Below are 22,768 nucleotides of genomic sequence, written 5' to 3'. Positions count from 1 at the left end.
TTATGTTCTCTTAATTAAATATTGAGTGTAATCAAACATATATCATATACAAAAATTAGTTTACACAATGGATTTTACCGTAAACACTGAAGGCAATAAAAACAATGACCATCTTTTGAAATAAATGGGTATGATATATAATAAATCTTTACTCAAAACATTTTGAAGGGAAATGTAATATGATAATTTCTAAGCCACGTAAAAAACATAAAGTGAAGCATCTGGAACCTGCAAGTATTTTGTTCGTTGGGTTTTTAGGATTAATATTACTCGGCACCTGCTTATTAATGATTCCTGCTGCCACGAGTGATAGACATCATTTAAGCTTTATTGATGCTCTCTTTGAAGCCACTTCTGCTGTATGTGTAACCGGACTAGCTGTTGTAGATACGGGGACTACATTTACTTTATTTGGACAGCTCATTTTGCTTGTGCTCATCCAAGTTGGTGGCTGGGGATTCATGACTATTGGTATACTCATGTTTATTGTGCTAGGTAAAAAAATCGGATTACAACAAAGGCTAATACTTAAGGAATCTCTAAATGCTTTTTCGCTACAAGGCGTTATTGCATTAGTCCAACGTGTTGTGCTAATTACATTGGCTGTGGAAGGGATTGGAGCCCTTATCCTAGCTATTCGTTGGTCGCAAGAAATGAGCTGGGGAAGAGCAATCTATTATGGCATATTCCATTCTGTCTCTGCTTTTAACAATGCAGGATTTGGTTTGGAACCAGATAATTTAAGTAAATGGGTAGGAGATCCAACCGTAAATATTATGATTACGTCACTTTTCATAATAGGAGGGACTGGATTTTTTGTCATTGCAGATATTTTTCGAAAACGAAACATAAGGAAGTTTTCTCTTCACACTAAAATTGTATTAGTTTCAACTATCCTCTTAAATGTCGTAAGCACACTGATTATTTTTGCTTTAGAATATCATAATCCTCATACTTTAGGTGAATTGAGCATGGGCGATAAATGGTGGGCAGCATACTTTCAGGGAGTAGTTCCTCGTACTGCTGGTTTTAATACCGTGGATATTGGGGCGCTCACATTACCTTCAAAAGTGTATATGATGGGGCTCATGTTTATTGGAGCAGCGCCAGGTTCGACAGGTGGTGGAATCAAAATAACGACGTTTGTCTTAATATTGTTTGCTTTATGGTCAGTATTGACAAATAAAGAAGAGATTAATGTTTTTCGACGCCGAATTCCTAAATCACTTGTTTATAGAGCTTTTTCTATTACTACTTCTGGAATTATTTTTGTTTCTATTATTTTCTTTCTACTTACAATTACAGAAAAAGGTGTAGATATGGCTACTCTTTTGTTTGAAACGTTTTCTGCTTCTGGAACAGTTGGATTAAGTGCTAACTTTACAGGCGACTTAAGTCCTATCGGCCGAATTCTCATTACGGTTATGATGTTTATTGGTAGAGTAGGTCCTCTTACTATTGGGTTCGTACTTGCAATTCGCTCAAATAAGCAAGCTAAAATTCGGTATGCAGAAGAAAAGATTCTTATTGGTTAAAAATCTATTTTAAATATATGCTTTGGTCAATATATTCGTAATTATTGGAAATCTTAAAAAGCAGCCCCATTCTTTAGGGCTGCTTTTAACTAAGCATTTTTGGAAGATACGTCAGCATATTGTTGAGGTTATTTATTTACATTAAACCAGCCTTTTTGTTTAAACCAGAGAATCATGCCAATTGTCATTAAAGCCATAATTCCTAAAACAATATAATACCCGTAGTGCCAGTGAAGTTCTGGCATATGATCAAAGTTCATCCCATATAACCCTACGACAAATGTAAGGGGGATGAAAATAGAGGAAATAATCGTTAATGTCATCATAATGGAGTTCATCCGATTGGCGTTAAGTGAAAGGTAATTATCTCTCATATCAGATGTCATATCTCGATTGGCTTCCACCATGCTTGTTAATTTTATCAAGTGGTCATAGATGTCATTGAAATAGGCTTTCTGCTCCGCAGGTATATATAAACGTTCAGAATTAATAATTCGATATAGCAGATCACGCATAGGAAGAATGGTTTTTCTGAGCTTTAATAAATCACTTCGGATATCAAAAACATCATTCATTAGTAAAGCAATTGATTTTTTGGCATCTCTGCTTTCAATTTCATTTAATTTATCCTCAATTTCATATACGATTGGGAAGTAATCATCCACTAATTGGTCTAGAACCGCATAAGCAATATAGGACACTCCTTTATTAAATCCACTAGGATGCTGTAAAAGGCGTTGTCGGACTGTTTCAATACTGAGTACCGGTTTAAAGTGAAAGGTCACTAGATAATTTTCCCCAATAAATAAGTCTACTTCTTCAACATCTAACGTGTTGCTATTTAAATAATGAAGAACTAAAAAGCTGTAACCCTCATAATAATCAAGTTTAGGACGTTGTAATAAATGAAGACAATCTTCGATAGCTAAAGGGTGAAAGTGGAAAAACGTCTCTAACACTTTTGCTTCCTCTTCAGATGGAGAGGCAAGATCTACCCAGAACCACTTAATTGAAGGATCAGATAAGTGATCAAGGGGGACATCTTCTTTGACGTGTAAGTCTTGTGTAATAGCGATTGTTCGAATCATGATCCTGCTCCTTCATGTGATTAATATTTCTCTATTGTATAGTATGTTACATAAAATAAACGATTAATCCCACTGCTAACAAGGCAATAAAATCTTTCTGATATTTTCTTCTCTTTTCTTCACTTGTATCTTTACTTTTCCTAAAATATTTATCTATAAAAATAATAAAACAAAGGAGGAGGAAACTGAGGATGATATCCAGTATTAAGAAGTGAAAGAAATTATCTGTAATAGTCAATGACATAGTAATTCTCCTTATTTCTCACGTTTAAGTGAGAGAATACTAAATAAGGCTCTCTTCACATTTTAATCCGGTACAAAAAGTACTAAAATCAATTTAGCTGTATAATATCGAATTGTATAAAAAAGAAAAGATTCGTTTTTTATTGTTTTCTTTATCCTAATGTCTATAATTAAAACATATAAAACGACTTATTATATACCAAAATGTTCTATATTTCCTAACTTTTTGGAAGAAAGAGGATTATTAATCTTAAAAACAGGAACGTCTAAGAAGTATATAAGATAATAAGATGAGACGGATAAGAAAGAATAAAAGGTAACTATATATAATAAAAGACAAAGTAATAGGAGATTTTCATGAAATACGCACAAATTTTTATTGATAGTCGAATTCGAAATGCAACGTTGATTGTATTGCTTATTTGTATGAGTATAGCTTGGCTATTTGATAGCGATTACTGGTACAATATAGCTGTTCTTATGGTTGCAGTATCTTTTATCTTACATGGTGTAAATGATTATATCGTCGGAAAGAACAAAGCGCGAGGAACTGTTATTATACTATTGAGTGTTCTTTTTACTCTATATAATTTACTAAGAATCTTTTTTTTATGATGAAAATAAGAATGTTATACTTGCAAGGAACGAGGAGTTTTTATGTTTAAGAGAATAGTAAAATGTTATGATTACAAATTTATTGTAGCCCTAATTGTTCTAAGTCTCATCGGCTTAGTCATGGTTTACAGTGCTAGTATGGTAACGGCGGTTAGTCGTTACGGTGTTGAAGGGGATTATTTTTATCAAAAGCAAAAACTTGCTCTGATAGCAGGCTTCTTCTTTTTCTGTGTTTCTGCCTTTATTCCCTATAAAATTTATCGAGAGAAAAAAGTATTAAAAATCTTATTAATAACAGTAATTACGCTTCTTGCTTTGGTCCTTATTTTTGGCCATACCGCGGGAAATGCACAGAGTTGGCTTATACTAGGTCCGATTAGAATACAACCACTTGAATTTACGAAACTAACGATTATTGTATATTTATCGGCTGTTTTTGCGAATAAACAAGAGTATATCAACGATTTAAAGCGCGCTATTATTCCACCTATCCTTATCGTATTTTTTATTTGCTTCTTAATTGCTTTACAACCCGATTACGGTGGAATTCTTCTTATTTTAGGCACAGTTGCAGCTATTGTCTTATGTTCAGGTATCTCTAGAAAATCCATGCTAAAGATTGCTTTATTGGGAGTAATAGGTGTAATCATTATGCTAATCGTTTTATTAGTAACAGGACAGATGGCTACTGTTTTTTCTCCTGTTCGTTTAGCTCGTTTTACTGGTTTTCTCCATCCTTTTGCGAATCAGCAAGGAGATGGATACCAATTGGTTAATTCCTACCTGGCTATAGGAACTGGGGGACTATCAGGTGAAGGGTTAGGACAAGGCATTCAAAAGGCCGGTTATCTACCTGAATCTCATACAGATTTTATTATGGCGGTAATTGCTGAGGAATTAGGTTTTTGGGGAGTACTGCTTGTATTAGGGTTACTATTTTTTATTATCTTGCAAGGCCTAAAAATAGCAAGAAGATGCAACGATCCTTTTGGTGCCTTATTAGCTATCGGTATTTCGGTCATGATTGGCATTCAAGCATTTGTTAACTTAGGAGCAGTAACTGGCCTTCTTCCTATCACAGGTGTAACGCTACCTTTTGTAAGTTATGGTGGTTCTTCTCTTACATTGCTTATGTTTGCTGTAGGAGTACTAGCGAATATATCCATGTTTAATAAATATGAAAAGAAATACAAAAATAAAGTAACAGATCCAAGGGAACTGAAAAGCGTCTAATAATTTACTCGAATGACATTTCTATAAAATTATTGCGGATAAAATGAAATGATAAACAAAAGACACTGGTTAAGAGCCAGTGTCTTTTGTTTATGTAAGGAGGTTAAGTTTGTAGTATGGCTAAAGGAAGTCAAAAGTCTATTAGAAATCCTCTTATGTACGATACATATACTTTCCTAAAAATCTTTATTTAGAAGATAAAAATTATGCCCTTCGAAAAAACTGTAAGGCGCTATAAACGATCCATAGAAAACAGGCCACAGTAACTTGTTTTTCTAGGCAAAGAATAATTGTCCATAGTATCATTAAGATTAACATAGGAATAGATAACTTTCTTATCACTCACACCTTCCCTTTCTTCATTATTCTTCTATCTATATTCATGAAAACGTAGTAGATTGCCTTTTTTGTGCAAAAAAAAAGACGCCTATTATGGCGCCTATATCCAACGAAATAGGTTGAAAAAGGGGAAAACTGTTAACTCTAAGAATTAACATGATCTTATTTGGTCCTTCCCCTTTTTGAAAGAAAAAAAACAATTAATATACAGAGCTACTTTACATAAAACGTGTTATCGGTAATTATTATGCCGTGGTTGAAATAAGTCCTCTTGAGCACTCCTAACATCAGAAAAATGTTCAACATTATAATGACCATCAAGTATTTCATTATGATGCATAATGATCTGTTGGGCAGATAAAGTTGAGGAATCTTTTGTGGAGTGTCCGTCTCGAACTAAAGTGACATCAAAACCATTGATTGTGGCAGTTCTTACAGCTGTGTCGATACACTGTTCTGTTTGACATCCCATAATAACTAGATGTTCTATTTCATTTTCTGTTAAATAGCTCAACAATGGAGTTCCATAGAATGAATTTGTTGCTTCCTTATCAAATATTTTTGATTCATTAGGTATCTTAATATCCTGGTGTATTTGAAATCCATCACCTCGACCAGAAGCAACATCTTTATCCCGAATAAAAATAATCATTGAATTTGAGATTAGTGCTTTTTCAATAGTTAAGTTAATGTTGTTCAACAATGTTTTTTTATCAAAAACATTATCCTCTTCTTTGTTACCATCAATTAATTCTTGTTGAGCATCAATAATAAGTAAAGCTTGTTTCATAGATAAATCCTCCTTATATAAAAATAATTTCTATATCTATTCTTTTTCATATTAAGGTTTTCTCTATAATCGTGGGATAACCTTTTATTTAAATTGTTATCTCTTTTTGATAATCAACGCACAGTGTATCTCCCGTACACTGTTAGTTACCATAATCTCGCTTTCCGGAACACATGAAAAAGGAAACCCTTTGGCGTAGAAGGAATTTATCTTTTTAAGTCCATGTAAGATAGTAATAGGGACTTATAAAGCGATTGAAGGATTCAGAAATGGAGGGAATAGAAAATGGATGTAAAGATACTTCTGTTACAACAATGGGCAAGCTGCTTAGATAAAGAGGACTGGTTTCCACCACTTGAAAAAGTGCTAGAGGGTACTACGCTTGAACAGGCTATTTGGAAACCAGTTGATGGAGAAATGAATTCCATTTGGGAATTAGTTTGTCATTTACTTTTCTATGAAAAGAGACTTCTGATGCGATTTCATGGTGAAACAGCGAATGAACCACAGGCAGAAGATAATGAATCTACATTTCGATTACCAACTGAGACGTTTCAAAATTGGAAGGAAACAAAGCAAGAATACTTTTATGTTCATCGTGAACTTGAAAAAATACTAGCAAAATCAGAGCATGAAGATTTATATAGACAGATCCCTGGAGAAAGGTCATTAGTGCTTGAACTGAAGAGTTTAGCACTGCACAATGCATATCATATTGGGCAAATTGTATTCCTAAGTAAAATGCAGGGAGCTTGGGCAGGGAAACGCAGCTTTTAAAAAAACTTCATTATCTTTACAGTTATTCCATTATAGGGGCTTTAAGGGGATAGAATGGAGGGAAGTAAGTTGCCTAACAGAGATTACCCATACTATTTTATAAAGGTAGGTAAATTATATTACGTATACCATTCGTATAAGAACGTAAAAAAGAAAGAGGTATCCAGTTACGAATTTACTAATGATGAATCGTTAGCATTTCCTATTGATGAAGAGTCTGCTAAGCAATTGGCAGATAAATGTGGAGGTCATATTGTAATGAAGAATGCTACGTTTAATGATTATATTAGCCAAGGAGAAAGATGGGGTAATTTTATAGATAGCAAAAGGAAGAACATATGGAGAATTTATATCATTAATTGAATGATAAACTTTTTAACTACTGTTTATGTTGAAGAAAAAATCGTTATTTGTCATCATTAAGCATAATTACGAGAACCTACATTACTAAAAGTTAGTTATTAGATTTACTTCAACAAATAACGAAAGGAGTATGGAAAGCTCAGAAAGAGTGAACTTTCCATACTCCTTTTCTCTATTGTTTATTGCTACAATCTTTTTTAGAAATAGGAATTATGCCTATTCTAAAAGAAAGAGCTAATTTCCAGTATACGGATTTATGGATAATTGTTAAATATTAGAAAAAATACAGAAGAGAATTTTTCCGAAATTCTGTAGGACTTAAACCAGTCCACCTTTTAAATTGTCTGCTAAAATGAGAAAGGTTTTTATAACCAAGGCGTCAAGTGTGAAGAGATGTTTTCTTAAAAACAATAAGGCTACCTACAAATGTAGGTAGCCAAAGCCATCAAGACCTATTTAATTATCTAACCTTTTATAATTCTTCACGAGTTATTAGCGAGAAGTTCCAGATTGTCCTGAAAAGCCACCAGCTAATTGTTGTTGAGCAGTTGCTACAAGGCGTTTTGTGATTTCTCCACCTACTGAACCATTTGCACGAGCTGTTGCTTCAGCACCAAGGTTTACACCAAATTCGCTAGCGATCTCATATTTCAATTGATCGATTGCTTGCTCAGCACCACGTACTAATAATTGATTACGACTACCACTGTTGTTGTTTGACATGTTGATTCACCTCCTTGTATGCTTTTAAGATTCCTTTTGTTCAAAAAAAGAATACAAGGTAAATATTGGATGGATAATAAGATAGAATTCAGTGATAATAAACCTGTTGAAAGAAAAAATTTTCATCAAGAAATAACGAAATTCAGTGCTTTCATCTCTTTGTTGATTCAAAATTTATGTTTGCCATGTGTGAAAAGGAATATAACGACATCGTTATATTCCTTTTTCCTTAAAAGAAGGAATCTTAATTGCTCTAAACATTGAGAATAAGTATAACCAATGAGGACAAAAGGTTGTACACTGATAAAAATCCAGTGCTTTTTTCATACGTTTCTAATTAACATAGTACTTGTTTTCGGCACAAAAATAAGTAATGCACTATTTTTGAATAGATTATTTATTTCTTGTAGATCACTTCGTAACCGACATATATAACGAATAGAGCTATGAAGGTAATTCCTATTTCTATAAATGATCCGCAGATTATCTCTTCAACACATATTTCACCATTATTAAAAGAGACTCCCATATCTAACACCCCTATACATAACAATGTTAGAACATATGTTTATCTATTTCGTTTTAGGTACCATAATGTTAATTATCGGCACTATTATGAGGAAAACCTAATTTGTATGAAAGCCTAAAAAAAGGGAAAACTAAAAAAAATTAGTTTTTTATACGGAGGAAAAGAAAATTGCAAGAAAAGAATCGATTAACATCTCCTGAAATTGCAAACTTATGGACACACTATATACGTGAAACATTATCTGTCTGTGTAAATAAATATATGCTTCACACGATCCAAGATTCTGAAATACATAGCCTTTTTCAAACAGCTCTTCAGTACTCACTTAACCATATAGATACCTTAAAAGCGTTATTTAAGAAAGAGAAGTTTCCTATTCCTAATGGTTTTACAAAAGAGGATCTTAACTTAGAAGCCCCTTCTCTATTTACGGATGTTTTGTGTCTCAAATCCCTTTATATGATGAGCACACACGGACATAATGAAATGAGCTTAGCTTTTACGACTTCCATACGTAAAGATATTGTCGAGTTTTATTACCAATGTAATCTTGATGCGATGGAAATATATAAGAAAGCTAAGGACCTTCTTATTTCAAAACAACTTTATCTGAAGCCACCCATATATATAACACCTAATAAGGTAGGAATGATTAAAAAATACAGCTATGTAACCGATGTTTTCGGTAAGCAGAGACCCATGAATGCAATAGAAAGTGGACATACTTATTTTAATTTAAACAAAGCAATGATTGCGAAAGCGATGATCTTTGGTTTTACACAAGTTTCAAAAAATCCAAACGTGCGAGCATTACTAGAGAAAAGTGTACAAACTACGACCAATCACATAACTTCTTTATCATCTTTATTAACCAAAGAGAACATTCATCTACCTAAATCAGTTGAGACAGAAGTTACAAATTCTACTGTTTCTCCATTTTCAGATAGGCTTATGCTTCTCCAAACAGGATTTTTTTATGGTGTAGCAGTAACCTATTATAACGCAGCTCTCATCTCAAGTATGAGAGCCGACATTGCAATAATTAATGAAAAGGCTGCGTTAACTAGTTTATGGATGTTTAATCGTATTGGGAAAGAAATGATTGATAATCAATGGTTAGAGCAACCACCTCAAGCAGATGACCGTAAAAGATTAGGTCATTAGACAAACGTTCTTAATGAATAATGTTTAATAGTTCGAGCAAACTACTAAAGATGATGTAAATCATCATTCCGTATAAAATTATGTGTAAACAGAAAAAACTACTGTTCAGGAGCAGTAGTTTTTTTGTTTTTAAGTTGTATACGCTATATATTTTTAGTTAACATAGTGGCGCTTATCGGAAATTATATGCTAAGTAGCGTGTTTAAAATCTTTTCATTTATAACCAGAGGATGAAAGGTTTATTGTTGGGAAAAATAAACCTGAAAGGAGTGTACTGGATGAAAAAACAAAAAAATTCAACTGATAAACCAACAATTGCAGAAGGAATGAATACTGAAGATGAATTGCAAAAAGATGCAACCCCAGAGGAAATTTCTAAAGGAGAATATACTAACGTAACTACTCTCTCTTTAGATGAAAATGATCCAAGCTAGATTATTTTAGGACGAATTTTTATTACACCGTTTATTTGAAACGGTGTTTTTGTTGATTATTTTTCTCTAGTAATTTCCCCTATCCCGAGCATTATATTAGTTACCATAATGTACTGGTATGCTCCCCTTATAGGTAGCTGATTATGAATTTTGAAGAATCCTCTCAATTGCATTTATTACATAATCCGGCTCATCTCTTTGAATATAGTGTCCACTATTAGGTGCTATAACTAACGAACTGCAGGTTGATAAGTCCAATAATTCTTCCTGCATACGCAGCCATAAAGCTTGTGCCTCAGGCGAATAAAAAGCTTTTTTTCCTGCTGCAAGAATAATAACGGGTGTATCTATAAGTTTTTTTCTATGTATTTTTACTTGTTCTAAACTCTCCATAAATTGGTCATAGGTACCCTCATGGATAAACTGTTTATTATAAGCTTCCTGAAATTCTAAAGGCATGATTGGAAGGAAACGCTGCCTATAATCCTCTGGAGTTGAATCTACAAGGATTAAACCTGCCACCTCATTGGGATACAAAGAAGTATACAATCGAACATTTACCCCACCAAAAGAATGACCAACTAATATATAGGGAGGAGTTAAATGCAATTTTCCTAGTAGCATTCTTAATTCTTTAACCATTTCAGAACTAACTCTTTTATTAGAGCTTATAGTGCTCTTTCCTAAGCCAGCTCGATCGTAAATAAGAACCCTTGTACATTTAGCAATTGATGGCGCTATTTCTGTCCATGCTTTAGAATAATCACCATAACCTGCATCCATTATAACTGTTGGAGATCCTTCATCTCTTCCAAATATTTTTGTATATACTTGAAAACTACCTATATCAACTAGTTCCTCACGTTCTAAATCCTTTTTCATTTAAATATAACTCCTTCCAGAATATATAAAATATCACTTTAAATATTACTATAATAAAGGGGTGAATCGTTATAATTTAATGCATACCATATGCAAAATTAGTTGACATAACAGGTATTATCAGAAATCAAGTGTCATTATGTGTCGAAGGGGTAATGTAAAAGAAATAACATCAGGAGGGGAGGACATACTCGATAACTATGAACGTTTCCTATTCCATAGGGAGATTAAATGTTTAATTGCGGATTATGAGAAGTGTAGACATCTACCTACTAAGAACGAGTTATACAATCAGATAGTATTTCTAAAAAAAACACTTAAATATGGATGTAAAAAAAGAATATCTAGATAGTAGAAGCTATATATTTGTCGAGAAAAACAATTGATCTCTAAATCGGATTGTTTTTCTCTTTTTTATATAAAAGAATAGGTTCTTATCACTTGAATGAAATAAAAAGGAGATCACTAAGATATCATAAAACGAATTACACGACCCATAGAAGCAAATAAATTTATGATATATGGCATATTTTTGTTTAGGAAACTCACATGGTGAATAGGAATAGCGCTTAGTAACTATTTAAAGAAATCTGTGTGGAATTTTCTAAGTAATTGAGAGAAGAGCCTCTAAACAAGAAAAAAATCCCACGATTAATTCGTCTCATTTAGGGGTAAAGTCAAATAAATCTTTTAATAAGGAGACGATTCTTAATGGAAATCCTATGGATGCTAATTGTTGGAGGGATTATTGGTTGGATTGCTAGTTTAATTACAGGCCGAGATGTCCCTGGTGGAATTATCGGTAATATTATTGCTGGTTTTATTGGTGCCTGGTTAGGTGGACTTATCTTAGGTAATTGGGGACCAGTCGTAGGTGGATTTGCAATTATCCCAGCTATTATTGGATCGATTATTTTAGTATTAATTGTAAGCTTTATTATGCGCAAAATGGGACAGAAGAATAATCATGGTCATCATGCATGAGAAAGAGATAAAATGTAAATTGTAATGACTAATAATACCATTCTAATGTTATCTGACTTTATTGAAGAGAAGCAATTCAAACTAAATTCTCACCTTATTTATGTGCTTAGTACAATGGATAAAGATGTTGAAAATGAGACGAGAGTTTAATGATAAAACAATTGCTTTGCAATAAAAGAACGGAAAAAACATAAAAATTGAATCAGCATATCTTATAAGCGACCTTATAATTCTAATTGAAATTAATGAGGTCGCTTATTATTGGGGTAAATCTTTTAAAAATATGAGCCGGTATATTTCCCCGCAATTAATGTTAGTGATTAATGAATCCAGGATAATATTTGTTTATATACATTATTTATCGTGATAGCTAGTGAAAAATGACGTCCCCTTTTTATGATTTGTTATAATAAAAGTATATATGATAAGGAGAGGGCAGAGAATTTAAGTATGATACTTATTAAAAATAGCGAAGAAGTAATAAGAGAAGCAAAACATCAACTTCACACAACCATGGATGATTATCAAACCGAAATTGTCTCTATTTTTGATAATCACCATATTCTAATGAATCAACGAATTAGATTAATGATTCTTTTATCGGATATAAAAGAGCAGGCTGTATTAATTGGAAAACACGCTGCAGTCAAAGGGAGACTAGAGTGTGAAGGGCAGGATCAATTAATTACAGAAGTTATAGATGAAGTTCCTTTCCAGTACAGTAAAGAAACAGTAACCGATTTAGAAGATAATATACAAATCAGTAAAAAAGGAATTGAAGATATAGCAAAAGAGTGCGGATTAGATACTGAAAAAATAGTTAACCTAAAAGCTCTTCTACTTAATCTAAAGGTGTCTAGTTACATAAATGGACACTATGAAATGTATGTAAAAGATAACACTTTATCTAGAAAAAGATCTTAGTACGTGAGGATAAAACGAATAAAGTTTTAACTATACGTAAAACTAATTAAGACGCCGTGAGGCATCAGTACTTAAACTTAAGATATGTGTAACAGAAAAACTACTGTATGTGTGGGAGCAGTAGTTTTTCTGTTTTCAAGCTGTATACTCCCTACATTTTTAGCTACCTTAATGCTTTTCTAGGCGCAAAAAGCATTATATCTTGGGACTGACCCCTTCCTATAATGCTTTTCTGAATACTGATTTATTTTTTCAAAAACGATTCTAATTTCATAAATTCATTTCCATTTCTTTGTGTAGAGTACACTTACCTATTCCTCCTACATTTGATGGAGTTCTAGATATTCTTTTAATGTTTGCTGTAACGTCCCTTTTGTTTCTGCCTTGTCTTCAAAGGAGATTCCTGAGTGAATCATTGTTCGCACCAGGTCAGCACGTAAACCTGTAAGAATTGCCTTACATCCCATCATTGAAATTCCAGTTAATATTTTTTGAAAATGGTCAATGACATGCATCTCCATATTAGCAATTCCAGAAAGATCTATAATTAATGTTTCAATCCTTAAATCTGAGATGCTTGTCAGTACTTTCTCCTCAATCGTTTGGATACGATATGTGTCAACCCTTCCGATCAATGGTAATACAGCTACAGATTGGCTAAGTGGTATAATGGGTACCGATAGATGTTCAACTAAGTCCCTCTGGGAGGCAATTAATTCATCTTTATATTTGGAATAACTAATGAGAAAAGTGTTAAGAAATTGATCAATCTTATCATTAATACGCTTCTCTAAGGCATAAAATTCTTCACGGCTCTTAAAATGGTTATTTATTCGATCATATTGATAGAGAAAATGCCACAATGTTCGCCTAATGGCCTGTACCCATTCTAGTTTGAAGGCAAGAGTTAAAGCGTGCTCCGCCCAAGCTACACCTTCTTGCTCAGCAAAAGCAATGAGTTGTTCTTCTTTTTGCTCCACTACATATAGAGATAACTTTTGAGCATTTTTTAAAAGATCAATATTTCCAGTTTCTAAAATGTCGTTAATTTTAGAGGCTACATTAACCGCCTCCGATAAGAGTTTATCCTGGAAATTTTGTTTATTATCTCTAATAAAATCAGTCATTTTCTCTCTCTGATTATAAATAGCTTCCATTTTGAATACACCCCTTATTTGTTTGCTGATTATCATTATCCTTAATTAATCCATATCTCTAAATGAATTATTATCTATTGTTATTTTTAGTCTTTTTATATAAAGGAAAGGCCTTCTTCTTTTTGCTAACGACACTAGATATGTTTTTAGGTGAAAATAACAAAACTCTTATAATGAATCTTCAAACCTGGATATACCCATAGTAGTGCCACTTCTTTCACTATGATAAAGGGTCAATAGAATTTTTTCCACTGTCTGATATCCATTCAGATAGTTCATCAAAAATGTTCTGCATTTGTTCTTTATTTAACGTGTCAACATTCTCCCATGCACTAGAAATATAAACCTCTAGATGATCAGGACAGGAAATGGATTCAGTAATAAGGGATCTATAAAATAAAGGATTACCACCTTTATCTACTTCACCCTTATATCTATAGTTTTCAAACGTCCAACCCTCTTTTGTTTTTTTAAAATGATAAAGGTCCTTATATCCCGACAGAGGACTGTATATTTGCATTTTGAATCTAGGTGCACTACTCAATTTCAGATACCACCTACCTCCCCAAAAATGTCATTTTTAAATAAGATTCTTTGTATCTTTACCCCTAAAACATATATTTTATTTGCATCTTTTATACCATATCTATCTGTAGTTTCAAACTATGTTGCATTTGTCATATATCACCTAATCTCAATACAACATTACATTTTTTGTTTTTTTTACAAATTTATTTCATTTTTAAAATCTTTATTTCAATTATTGAAGGTAATAACCTGAATATATACCCTATGTTAAAATGAATTAAACTTTAATTTGTAAAATTTCTTTAAATAGTGAGAAAGGGGTTTGGTGATACATGACAATAATAAAAATCAAAGAAATGTTAGAAACGTTATTACGATATGAAGATAGTGAAATCACTCATACCTTTTGTAGTGGAAATCATACCTTTTCTCTCAGTTATTCTAAAGAACTAAAGAATTTTCAAGTGAAGAATATTGAAACGGGCCATATTGAATATTTTCCGGATGTGGAGACTACATCTTTAGCTTTGTATAGAATAATAAGTACTGTGGAAAAAGAAGTCACTGAGTAGTAATCCACTTTTAAAGTTTACATAATCACTGTTACAGGAACCAATTGAAAAAAGAATTCTTGGAGAAGTAAGGAGACTGCACCTGGCTTAATGAAAATTTCTTTCTACACCTTTTTCTGTTATTCTCCATTTTGATCTTAAATTTATAGGTATTTCTCTTTAATAAATGTGACCGTCAAGACTTCGTGGCTCTTTCTCACTTTTGGTGAAGGTGCTTTATAGATGATATAGTGAAATAAAAAGGAGCGAATCTCAACATGCCTTTTTCTTCTTTCACTAATATAGAATGCTTACGAGTTATACAAGAAGATCAATCTTATATGTATCTAGTAAAATCTAAACATTCCTCTTGTATATGTCCGTCTTGTCATACTCTATCTCACCGTATTCATAGCCAATATGTTCGATCCCTTCAGGATGTACCGGCGTATGGTAAAACAACATATATAAAGATACAAACACGTAAGTTTTTTTGCGATGACTGTAGTTGCCCACAAGCTATTTTTACAGAAAGATTTACGTGGTTAGGGACCTATCAACGCAAAACCAAACGTTTACAAGAGATGTTAAAGTCAATCGCACTATCTACGAGCTGCAAAGTAGCATCTCGGCTGTCTAAGCATCTAGGTATTGTAACCAGTCATCATACGCTTTTACGCCTGCTTCATAAATTGAAGCTGCCTTCTTATGAACCGCCGGTTCATATTGGGATTGATGACTTTGCATTTAAGAAGCGTTGTCGTTACGGTACGATTATTATCAATCAAGAAACCCGAAGACCCATCGCTATTTTAAATGGGAGAGATAAAGAAACAGTCGTAAAATGGCTCGAACAGCATCCAACGATTCAAACGGTGACTCGTGATGGTTCTTTCACATACGCTAAGGCTATCTCTCAAGCGCTGCCTCATGCTTATCAGATTACGGACCGTTGGCATATTCTGAAAGGTTTATTTACAGCAATTCGAGAGACCTTACAACAATCTTTTCCATCTATATGGAGAAAAACAGAATATAAAAATCCTACAACAGAACCACTTATTATCCGCAAGACAGATGTTCAACGCCATCAGTATGCTGAGCAAGTTTGGCAACGCGCCTTAGAAGTGAAAGAGTGGAAAGAAAAAGGGAAATCCATTGCTTGGATTTCGCGTCAAATGCATATTTCACGTAATACGGTCTATAAAGATTTAAGACGCAAGAAAAAAGAGCCTATTAGTCGTGTAAGACTATTAGATCCATTCCTAAATCAATTACGTCAATGGAACCTATCTGGGTGGACGACGAGTCGTATGGAGGCAGAACTTAAAAAGATAGGCTATACAGGATGTCGCTCTACTTTAAATGAAGCCGTTTCGAGAATTCGTCATGAATATAGAGCCAGTGCCACAACGCATTCTTTGTCTAGAGCTTCCCTACTGTGGAAAATATGGAGTGAAAAGAATAGAAACTGGTTAGATTCATTACCTTCGGCATGTTTAAAAGAGTTTCCATTAATACCACAATTATTTGAAGTGACACGTAAATTTAGAAACATCGTGAGTAAACGTAGTAATCAAGGCATACCTGGTTGGATTGAAACATGTAAAATGTATTCGTTTCCAGCTCTCGATACCTTTATAACCTATATAGAAAAAGATTTACAAGGGGTAATGGCTGCTTGTGTTGATCCTTTAAGTAATGGGCTATCTGAAGGACATATACATCGTGTGAAGATGTTAAAACGTATGATGTATGGTCGGGCAAGTGATGAGCTGTTGAAAAAACGAGTGCTCATACCATTATTATAGGTAGAGTTGTTTTTCTGAAAAAATAATGCATGTCTTTGACATATAGCGACGTTTACCTTCACCAAAAGTGAGAAAGAGCCGACTTCGTGAACACTCCGTGCTAATTATTCATGAACACTTATTGATCCAAAGATAGTAGAACGATTTTTCATGCGATAACTGTCTCCATTTAAATGAATGACTTCTACTCGGTGGATAATCCTATCCAATATAGCTGTTGTAATACCCGGATCGCCAATCAGTTCTCCCCATTCCTCTGGTCCTTTATTGGATGTAAACACAATAGAGGTTCGGTCATACAGTTGATTAATAAAATGAAAAAAGAGATTCGCTTCTTGTTGATCCATCGCCATATACATGATGTCATCAATGATGACTAAGTCTGCGTTTAAAAGACGTTTTACTATTGTTTGTGATTTTCTCGTAATATCCTGTGTATTTAGCGCTCGTACGAGCGCACCCATTGCTAAAAACATCACTTTATATCCTCGGTAAATAGCTTCTATTCCTAATCCGATTGCCAGGTGAGTTTTCCCAACACCTGGCGGACCTAAAAGGATAAGATTATATGCTTGTTCTAGCCAAGTAAGCTCTCGCAGCTGATTTAATTGCTTGGTACTTAATGACTGTTGTTCCTCTATTCGAAAGTCTTCTAATGTCTTCTGATAGGGAAAAGAGGCTAGTTTTAAACGTTTTAGTACTTTGTTATCCTCTCGGCGCTTAGTTTCAAAAGATAAAATACGATATAAAAAAGCTTGATATGAATCTTGTTCTTTTTCAGACGTATGAATAAATTCCGAAAGAGAAACTGAGACCTCTTTAAACTGTAACTCTGCTAGTTTTTGCTGCACCATCTCATTTGTTATACGCATGACGATTCGTCGTCTCCTTTCAATATGGATACATACATGTCCAGAGGTCTTGTGTCTGCTTTTATAGATGAATGGACTTGTGTTTCAATCGATGGTGGTGTGTAAAAAGTATCTTTAGATGGTAATTGTTGAGGGTTTCTCTGGGTGAGTACCTGAATCACATCACGAAAGTCATTTGCACTATAAAGCTTTTTACGCATACAAAGATCTAATGCTTGTGTAAGGATAGTTGTAGGATAATTTGTACGGATATTTTCTATAATTTGAAGCTGATCCCGGATGTATCTCGGATAGTTCTGACGAACTTTCTCTAGATATTCATAGGCTTGAGTGGAATCTTCAAATTGTTGGCTCATCTTATCAATCCATTCGGGTATGCCTTTACTCCAATCTCTCCTATGGTTTCGGTGTTGAATAAGCTTCCCTTTGTCTAGTGAAAGTGGGTGCCTGGCAAGAATGATATCACTTGAGCTCTGTTTTTGTATAATCAACTCTTGTTCTGCTGTGACCGTAAGGTATACAGTGGTTTCTTCTGTAGGTTTGTATGTTCCAATCGGAACTGAATAACGATTTGAACGAAATCGAATGGTATTGTCCTTACGTACAATCCTTGTTATACTAAGATTGTTCTGAATGAAAGAGATCGATTGAAGGTGTTCCTTTTCGAGTTGGTGTACCTCAATAGGTCTCTTTTTTGTTGTATTATGAATGTTTCGATTGGCTGTACGCTCTAACCATCCCAGGCTTTTTTCGTTCCATTTTTCTAAGTTATAAAAAGGGCGGTGTTTGGCAAAGTTCTTTTTAATATATCCAACGACGTTCTCAATTTTCCCTTTGCTTTCAGGATCTGCTTTTCTACATAGATGGACCTTGAATTTCCGATAGGTGACATATCCTTGAAACGCTTCTGTTAGCTGAATATCTCCCCCATTTTCATTCACCGAGATTAAGATATCTTGGTCGTACACAATTTCCTTCGGCATTCCTCCAAAATATTCAAAGGCTCGTTCATGTGCGTTAATGACATCCTTTGTTGTGAAGGGCCTGTCTAACCATTCCACATATTTAAAACGAGAGTGTGACAATACGAATGTGATGAACCATAAACGTATCTCTGTTGTTTTTTCTCCTTTTCGTACTTTACATGTTCCAAAATCAACTTGTGCTTGCTGTCCCATCGGGGGATCTGGAATGGCTTCATATTGTCGCGTAGGCACGGTTCGGGAAATACCGTATTCATCCCGAAGGGATGCGACATACATTCGCACTGTGCTATCACCAACTTTGACGTCGGGATACTGTTCTTTTAACCAGTCTTGAATTTGTGCAGCTGTTAAGTCTGAATGCTTTTCCAGCCAACCTAAAATAACCTCTTTATATCTATCTAACTTTCTACTTTTTTTATGAGAACTAGCCATCCATAAGGCCATTTCCTCAGGATCTTTTTTCATGTATTTATACACGGTATTCCTCGAAATGCCTAATTTTCTAGCTACCTGAGTAATTGTGAATCCTTGTTTTCTTAAGCGTTTAATATTCATGTACACGTTCCATTTATCCACCTTTCCATCCTCCATCACGTAAATATCGTATCTTTATCTTACGTGATAGATTATTGTTTAAGGAAGTGTTCACGAATTTCAGCATTTTTGTTCACGCTATTCGAGCGTGTAGTGTTAATGCTATTGGCTCTTTCTCACTTTTGGTGAAGGTGCTTTATAGATGATATAGTGAAATAAAAAGGAGCGAATCTCAACATGCCTTTTTCTTCTTTCACTAATATAGAATGCTTACGAGTTATACAAGAAGATCAATCTTATATGTATCTAGTAAAATCTAAACATTCCTCTTGTATATGTCCGTCTTGTCATACTCTATCTCACCGTATTCATAGCCAATATGTTCGATCCCTTCAGGATGTACCGGCGTATGGTAAAACAACATATATAAAGATACAAACACGTAAGTTTTTTTGCGATGACTGTAGTTGCCCACAAGCTATTTTTACAGAAAGATTTACGTGGTTAGGGACCTATCAACGCAAAACCAAACGTTTACAAGAGATGTTAAAGTCAATCGCACTATCTACGAGCTGCAAAGTAGCATCTCGGCTGTCTAAGCATCTAGGTATTGTAACCAGTCATCATACGCTTTTACGCCTGCTTCATAAATTGAAGCTGCCTTCTTATGAACCGCCGGTTCATATTGGGATTGATGACTTTGCATTTAAGAAGCGTTGTCGTTACGGTACGATTATTATCAATCAAGAAACCCGAAGACCCATCGCTATTTTAAATGGGAGAGATAAAGAAACAGTCGTAAAATGGCTCGAACAGCATCCAACGATTCAAACGGTGACTCGTGATGGTTCTTTCACATACGCTAAGGCTATCTCTCAAGCGCTGCCTCATGCTTATCAGATTACGGACCGTTGGCATATTCTGAAAGGTTTATTTACAGCAATTCGAGAGACCTTACAACAATCTTTTCCATCTATATGGAGAAAAACAGAATATAAAAATCCTACAACAGAACCACTTATTATCCGCAAGACAGATGTTCAACGCCATCAGTATGCTGAGCAAGTTTGGCAACGCGCCTTAGAAGTGAAAGAGTGGAAAGAAAAAGGGAAATCCATTGCTTGGATTTCGCGTCAAATGCATATTTCACGTAATACAGTCTATAAAGATTTAAGACGCAAGAAAAAAGAGCCTATTAGTCGTGTAAGACTATTAGATCCATTCCTAAATCAATTACGTCAATGGAACCTATCTGGGTGGACGACGAGTCGTATGGAGGCAGAACTTAAAAAGATAGGCTATACAGGATGTCGCTCTACTTTAAATGAAGCCGTTTCGAGAATTCGTCATGAATATAGAGCCAGTGCCACAACGCATTCTTTGTCTAGAGCTTCCCTACTGTGGAAAATATGGAGTGAAAAGAATAGAAACTGGTTAGATTCATTACCTTCGGCATGTTTAAAAGAGTTTCCATTAATACCACAATTATTTGAAGTGACACGTAAATTTAGAAACATCGTGAGTAAACGTAGTAATCAAGGCATACCTGGTTGGATTGAAACATGTAAAATGTATTCGTTTCCAGCTCTCGATACCTTTATAACCTATATAGAAAAAGATTTACAAGGGGTAATGGCTGCTTGTGTTGATCCTTTAAGTAATGGGCTATCTGAAGGACATATACATCGTGTGAAGATGTTAAAACGTATGATGTATGGTCGGGCAAGTGATGAGCTGTTGAAAAAACGAGTGCTCATACCATTATTATAGGTAGAGTTGTTTTTCTGAAAAAATAATGCATGTCTTTGACATATAGCGACGTTTACCTTCACCAAAAGTGAGAAAGAGCCATGCTATTTTAGCAGTCACAAATAAATAGAAATAAGGGAGATTTCCTGTCGAATTTGGGTGGAATTTATACAAAATTACCTTCTAAAACAAAGTTTGCTAAAAAAAAGAGAGGGAACAAAATAGATATAAATTAGGGGTTATTTGTAAATCGGAATTCATTAAGAATTTTTCGAAAATATGTATTACTTTTACAGGAAAGGGGTAATAACATGGAAAATTTGGTCGATGAACTTTTACTAACATCCTATGATAAGGCTATAAAATTAAACTTAGAAAGAGAGTTCATTCTCATTCTTGAAAAAGAAATAAAAAGAAGAGGTTTGCCTCTGACAAGTACCTTAATCAAATATTATATGGAATGAGATAATGGCTTGAGAACATTCATTAATGACTCAACATTAACGAATATCCTTTTGAGTTTTAATAATGTAGATATAACTTTTTAAAAACCAGCATAAAAGAGAATTACTATTGATACAAGGTTCCCCTGTTAAGTAAGTAAAAGGAATAAACAATATTTGATATGTCAGTATGACACGGAATTTGGTACATCTTTATCGTCAACTACCAAATCCCGCATACGTTTGCTTTGATCCCTTTTCTTCTCTAAAAGAATACGTTAAAGGAACTGTAACTTGAACACGCTCACAACAGCATTTCAAAATAATTTAGTTAAGAGGAAGTTTGATATGAAAAGTGGTTCCTTTCCCGACAATACTTTGAACCGAGATAGTTCCTCTGTGTTCACGTATAGTGGCAAATACTTGAGTAAGACCTAGACCCGTTCCTTCATTTTTAGTGGAAAAAAACGGGTTTCCCAGTTGTTTTAATTGTTCTTCAGGAATTCCCACTCCCGTGTCACTCACTTTTATATGAATGTATCCCTCATCAAAGTAATGTTCAATCTTTATTTTCCCTTTATCTTCAACAGCTTCTAATGCATTTTTAATCAGGTTAAAAAGAGCTTTTAGTAATAAATTTCGCTTTCCTATTATCAGTCGCTTAGAATCTATTGCGTCCATCTCTATTTCCACGTTGTAAAGTCTTCCTTGAAAGAGGAATAAGAGAGATGCTAATTCTTTGCATATATCGATAGGAACAAAAGGTTCGTCATCTAAGTCCGGCTTGGATACCTGTAATAAATTTTGAAGAGTGTTAAATGCTTTTTCTAATTCAGTTTCCATTATATCTAAATAGGAATGGGGGCGAGATTCTTTTAATAACTGTAAAAATCCTTTAACTGTTGTAAGGGGATTTTTAACTTCATGGGCAATACTAGCTGCTATTTGACCAATAGCCGAGAGTTTTTCTCCTTCATTTAAAAGCTTCTCTGCTAATTTACGATGGGTAATATCTTGAATAATGACTTGTGCAAAGACTTCATCACCTAAGTAATAAGGAGCAGACATGACTTCGATCTCTATAAATTCTCCATCATTTCTTATTATTCTTTGTTCTATGAGTTCTGCTGCTTCCTGTTCCTCCAAAACCCTTTTTAATCGTTCTTTAAACACGTCATGGAAGTCAGGATGTAAAAAACGATACCAACTTTTATATAGGACTTCCTCGTGAGTAGCTACATTCAGTAAATTCAAGCATACCTTATTACAGTAAAGAATGTGGCCTTCTTTTTCAATAATCAAAATAGAATTAAGGGAATATTCAATTAACTGTTGAAAATCTATGTCTGTAGACTGAATTCGTATATCCATGACTATCCCTCACTTTTACTTTAAAAGTACCCTTTTTATCTATAATCAACCCTTTTTACCTATTTATATTCTATGATTGACTAGAAAATATTCCTAGAATGAAAGTAAATAATAAACAAACCATACCCAAGTAGGTATGGTTT

At 34.1% G+C, this 22,768-nt stretch carries 22 protein-coding genes and 1 pseudogene; 13 read left to right on the top strand and 10 right to left on the bottom strand.

Annotated features, from left to right (window positions below; translation table 11 throughout):
* Positions 1-179 precede the first annotated feature (179 nt).
* Positions 180-1,535, top strand: a complete 1,356-nt coding sequence (locus BG04_RS02940) for a TrkH family potassium uptake protein (RefSeq protein WP_034649972.1) — start codon at positions 180-182, stop codon at positions 1,533-1,535.
* Positions 1,536-1,663: 128 nt separating this feature from the next.
* Here the strand turns inward: BG04_RS02940 and corA are convergent, their stop codons facing one another.
* Positions 1,664-2,623, bottom strand: a complete 960-nt coding sequence (corA, locus tag BG04_RS02935; RefSeq protein ID WP_034649974.1) for a magnesium/cobalt transporter CorA — start codon at positions 2,621-2,623, stop codon at positions 1,664-1,666.
* A gap of 600 nt (positions 2,624-3,223) precedes the next feature.
* Here corA and BG04_RS02925 point away from each other — a divergent pair.
* Together BG04_RS02925 and ftsW are read left to right on the top strand one after the other, a co-directional pair.
* A complete protein-coding gene (locus tag BG04_RS02925; protein WP_034649978.1) occupies positions 3,224-3,481 on the top strand; it encodes a hypothetical protein in 258 nt (85 codons plus the stop codon).
* Positions 3,482-3,523: 42 nt separating this feature from the next.
* Positions 3,524-4,714, top strand: a complete 1,191-nt coding sequence (gene ftsW / locus BG04_RS02920; RefSeq protein WP_034649979.1) for a putative lipid II flippase FtsW — start codon at positions 3,524-3,526, stop codon at positions 4,712-4,714.
* 571 nt (positions 4,715-5,285) lie between these two features.
* Here the strand turns inward: ftsW and BG04_RS02915 are convergent.
* Positions 5,286-5,843 (bottom strand): isochorismatase family protein, encoded by a 558-nt coding sequence (locus BG04_RS02915; RefSeq protein ID WP_034649981.1) that lies wholly within the window; start codon positions 5,841-5,843, stop codon positions 5,286-5,288.
* A gap of 285 nt (positions 5,844-6,128) precedes the next feature.
* On the opposite strand from BG04_RS02915, the gene BG04_RS02910 reads away from it, so the two are divergent.
* Both BG04_RS02910 and BG04_RS02905 read left to right on the top strand, forming a co-directional pair.
* The gene (locus BG04_RS02910) at positions 6,129-6,620 is read left to right on the top strand and encodes a DinB family protein (protein WP_034649984.1); all 492 of its coding nucleotides are present in this window, start codon (positions 6,129-6,131) and stop codon (positions 6,618-6,620) included.
* Positions 6,621-6,674: 54 nt separating this feature from the next.
* Positions 6,675-6,983: a hypothetical protein gene (locus BG04_RS02905; protein ID WP_034649986.1), complete on the top strand. Its 309-nt coding sequence runs from the start codon at positions 6,675-6,677 to the stop codon at positions 6,981-6,983.
* A 274-nt stretch (positions 6,984-7,257) separates the two neighbouring features.
* Here BG04_RS02905 and BG04_RS29285 read toward each other — a convergent pair.
* Positions 7,258-7,326, bottom strand: a pseudogene (locus tag BG04_RS29285) (hypothetical protein); the annotation flags it as partial.
* Positions 7,327-7,475: 149 nt separating this feature from the next.
* The gene (locus BG04_RS02900) at positions 7,476-7,706 is read right to left on the bottom strand and encodes an alpha/beta-type small acid-soluble spore protein (protein WP_034649987.1); all 231 of its coding nucleotides are present in this window, start codon (positions 7,704-7,706) and stop codon (positions 7,476-7,478) included.
* Positions 7,707-8,403: 697 nt separating this feature from the next.
* Between BG04_RS02900 and BG04_RS02895 the strand changes: the two genes are divergently transcribed.
* On the top strand, positions 8,404-9,399 hold the full coding sequence (locus BG04_RS02895) for a DUF3231 family protein (protein ID WP_034649989.1): 996 nt from the start codon (positions 8,404-8,406) through the stop codon (positions 9,397-9,399).
* Between the two features lie 278 nt (positions 9,400-9,677).
* Entirely contained in the window at positions 9,678-9,833 is a 156-nt protein-coding gene (locus BG04_RS30855) for a hypothetical protein (protein ID WP_168797088.1), read from the top strand.
* Positions 9,834-9,974: 141 nt separating this feature from the next.
* On the opposite strand, the gene BG04_RS02890 is transcribed toward BG04_RS30855, so the two are convergent.
* Positions 9,975-10,715: an alpha/beta fold hydrolase gene (locus BG04_RS02890; RefSeq protein ID WP_034649990.1), complete on the bottom strand. Its 741-nt coding sequence runs from the start codon at positions 10,713-10,715 to the stop codon at positions 9,975-9,977.
* A gap of 711 nt (positions 10,716-11,426) precedes the next feature.
* Here BG04_RS02890 and BG04_RS02885 point away from each other — a divergent pair.
* Both BG04_RS02885 and BG04_RS02880 read left to right on the top strand, forming a co-directional pair.
* Positions 11,427-11,699 carry a GlsB/YeaQ/YmgE family stress response membrane protein gene (locus BG04_RS02885; RefSeq protein ID WP_034649992.1) on the top strand — a complete coding sequence of 91 codons (273 nt, stop codon included), beginning with the start codon at positions 11,427-11,429 and terminating at the stop codon, positions 11,697-11,699.
* Between the two features lie 450 nt (positions 11,700-12,149).
* Entirely contained in the window at positions 12,150-12,623 is a 474-nt protein-coding gene (locus tag BG04_RS02880; RefSeq protein WP_034649993.1) for a hypothetical protein, read from the top strand.
* A 320-nt stretch (positions 12,624-12,943) separates the two neighbouring features.
* On the opposite strand, the gene BG04_RS02875 is transcribed toward BG04_RS02880, so the two are convergent.
* Together BG04_RS02875 and BG04_RS02870 are read right to left on the bottom strand one after the other, a co-directional pair.
* Complete coding sequence (locus BG04_RS02875) at positions 12,944-13,780, bottom strand: STAS domain-containing protein (protein ID WP_034649995.1); 837 nt, start codon at positions 13,778-13,780, stop codon at positions 12,944-12,946.
* A gap of 220 nt (positions 13,781-14,000) precedes the next feature.
* On the bottom strand, positions 14,001-14,324 hold the full coding sequence (locus BG04_RS02870; protein ID WP_034649997.1) for a hypothetical protein: 324 nt from the start codon (positions 14,322-14,324) through the stop codon (positions 14,001-14,003).
* A 316-nt stretch (positions 14,325-14,640) separates the two neighbouring features.
* Between BG04_RS02870 and BG04_RS02865 the strand changes: the two genes are divergently transcribed.
* Together BG04_RS02865 and BG04_RS02860 are read left to right on the top strand one after the other, a co-directional pair.
* Positions 14,641-14,880, top strand: coding sequence for a hypothetical protein (locus tag BG04_RS02865; RefSeq protein WP_034650000.1), 240 nt, complete (start codon positions 14,641-14,643; stop codon positions 14,878-14,880).
* 257 nt (positions 14,881-15,137) lie between these two features.
* Positions 15,138-16,670, top strand: coding sequence for an ISL3 family transposase (locus BG04_RS02860; RefSeq protein ID WP_034650889.1), 1,533 nt, complete (start codon positions 15,138-15,140; stop codon positions 16,668-16,670).
* A 104-nt stretch (positions 16,671-16,774) separates the two neighbouring features.
* On the opposite strand, the gene istB is transcribed toward BG04_RS02860, so the two are convergent.
* Together istB and istA are read right to left on the bottom strand one after the other, a co-directional pair.
* On the bottom strand, positions 16,775-17,542 hold the full coding sequence (istB, locus tag BG04_RS02855; RefSeq protein WP_034656340.1) for an IS21-like element helper ATPase IstB: 768 nt from the start codon (positions 17,540-17,542) through the stop codon (positions 16,775-16,777).
* Positions 17,533-19,119, bottom strand: coding sequence for an IS21 family transposase (gene istA, locus BG04_RS02850; protein WP_034656357.1), 1,587 nt, complete (start codon positions 19,117-19,119; stop codon positions 17,533-17,535). Before istA ends, istB begins: the two co-directional genes overlap by 10 nt.
* A 180-nt stretch (positions 19,120-19,299) precedes the next feature.
* Between istA and BG04_RS02845 the strand changes: the two genes are divergently transcribed.
* Both BG04_RS02845 and sda read left to right on the top strand, forming a co-directional pair.
* Positions 19,300-20,832, top strand: a complete 1,533-nt coding sequence (locus BG04_RS02845; RefSeq protein WP_034650889.1) for an ISL3 family transposase — start codon at positions 19,300-19,302, stop codon at positions 20,830-20,832.
* Between the two features lie 290 nt (positions 20,833-21,122).
* Positions 21,123-21,275, top strand: coding sequence for a sporulation histidine kinase inhibitor Sda (gene sda, locus BG04_RS02840; RefSeq protein WP_025751414.1), 153 nt, complete (start codon positions 21,123-21,125; stop codon positions 21,273-21,275).
* A gap of 306 nt (positions 21,276-21,581) precedes the next feature.
* Here the strand turns inward: sda and BG04_RS02835 are convergent, their stop codons facing one another.
* Complete coding sequence (locus tag BG04_RS02835) at positions 21,582-22,625, bottom strand: ATP-binding protein (protein WP_034650003.1); 1,044 nt, start codon at positions 22,623-22,625, stop codon at positions 21,582-21,584.
* Positions 22,626-22,768: the final 143 nt, after the last annotated feature.

This window comes from Priestia megaterium NBRC 15308 = ATCC 14581, from assembly GCF_000832985.1.
GTDB classification, from domain to species: Bacteria; Bacillota; Bacilli; order Bacillales; family Bacillaceae_H; genus Priestia; species Priestia megaterium.
The sequence above is the reverse complement of the archived record's forward strand: the minus strand, read 5'-3'. Positions and strand labels throughout refer to the sequence as shown.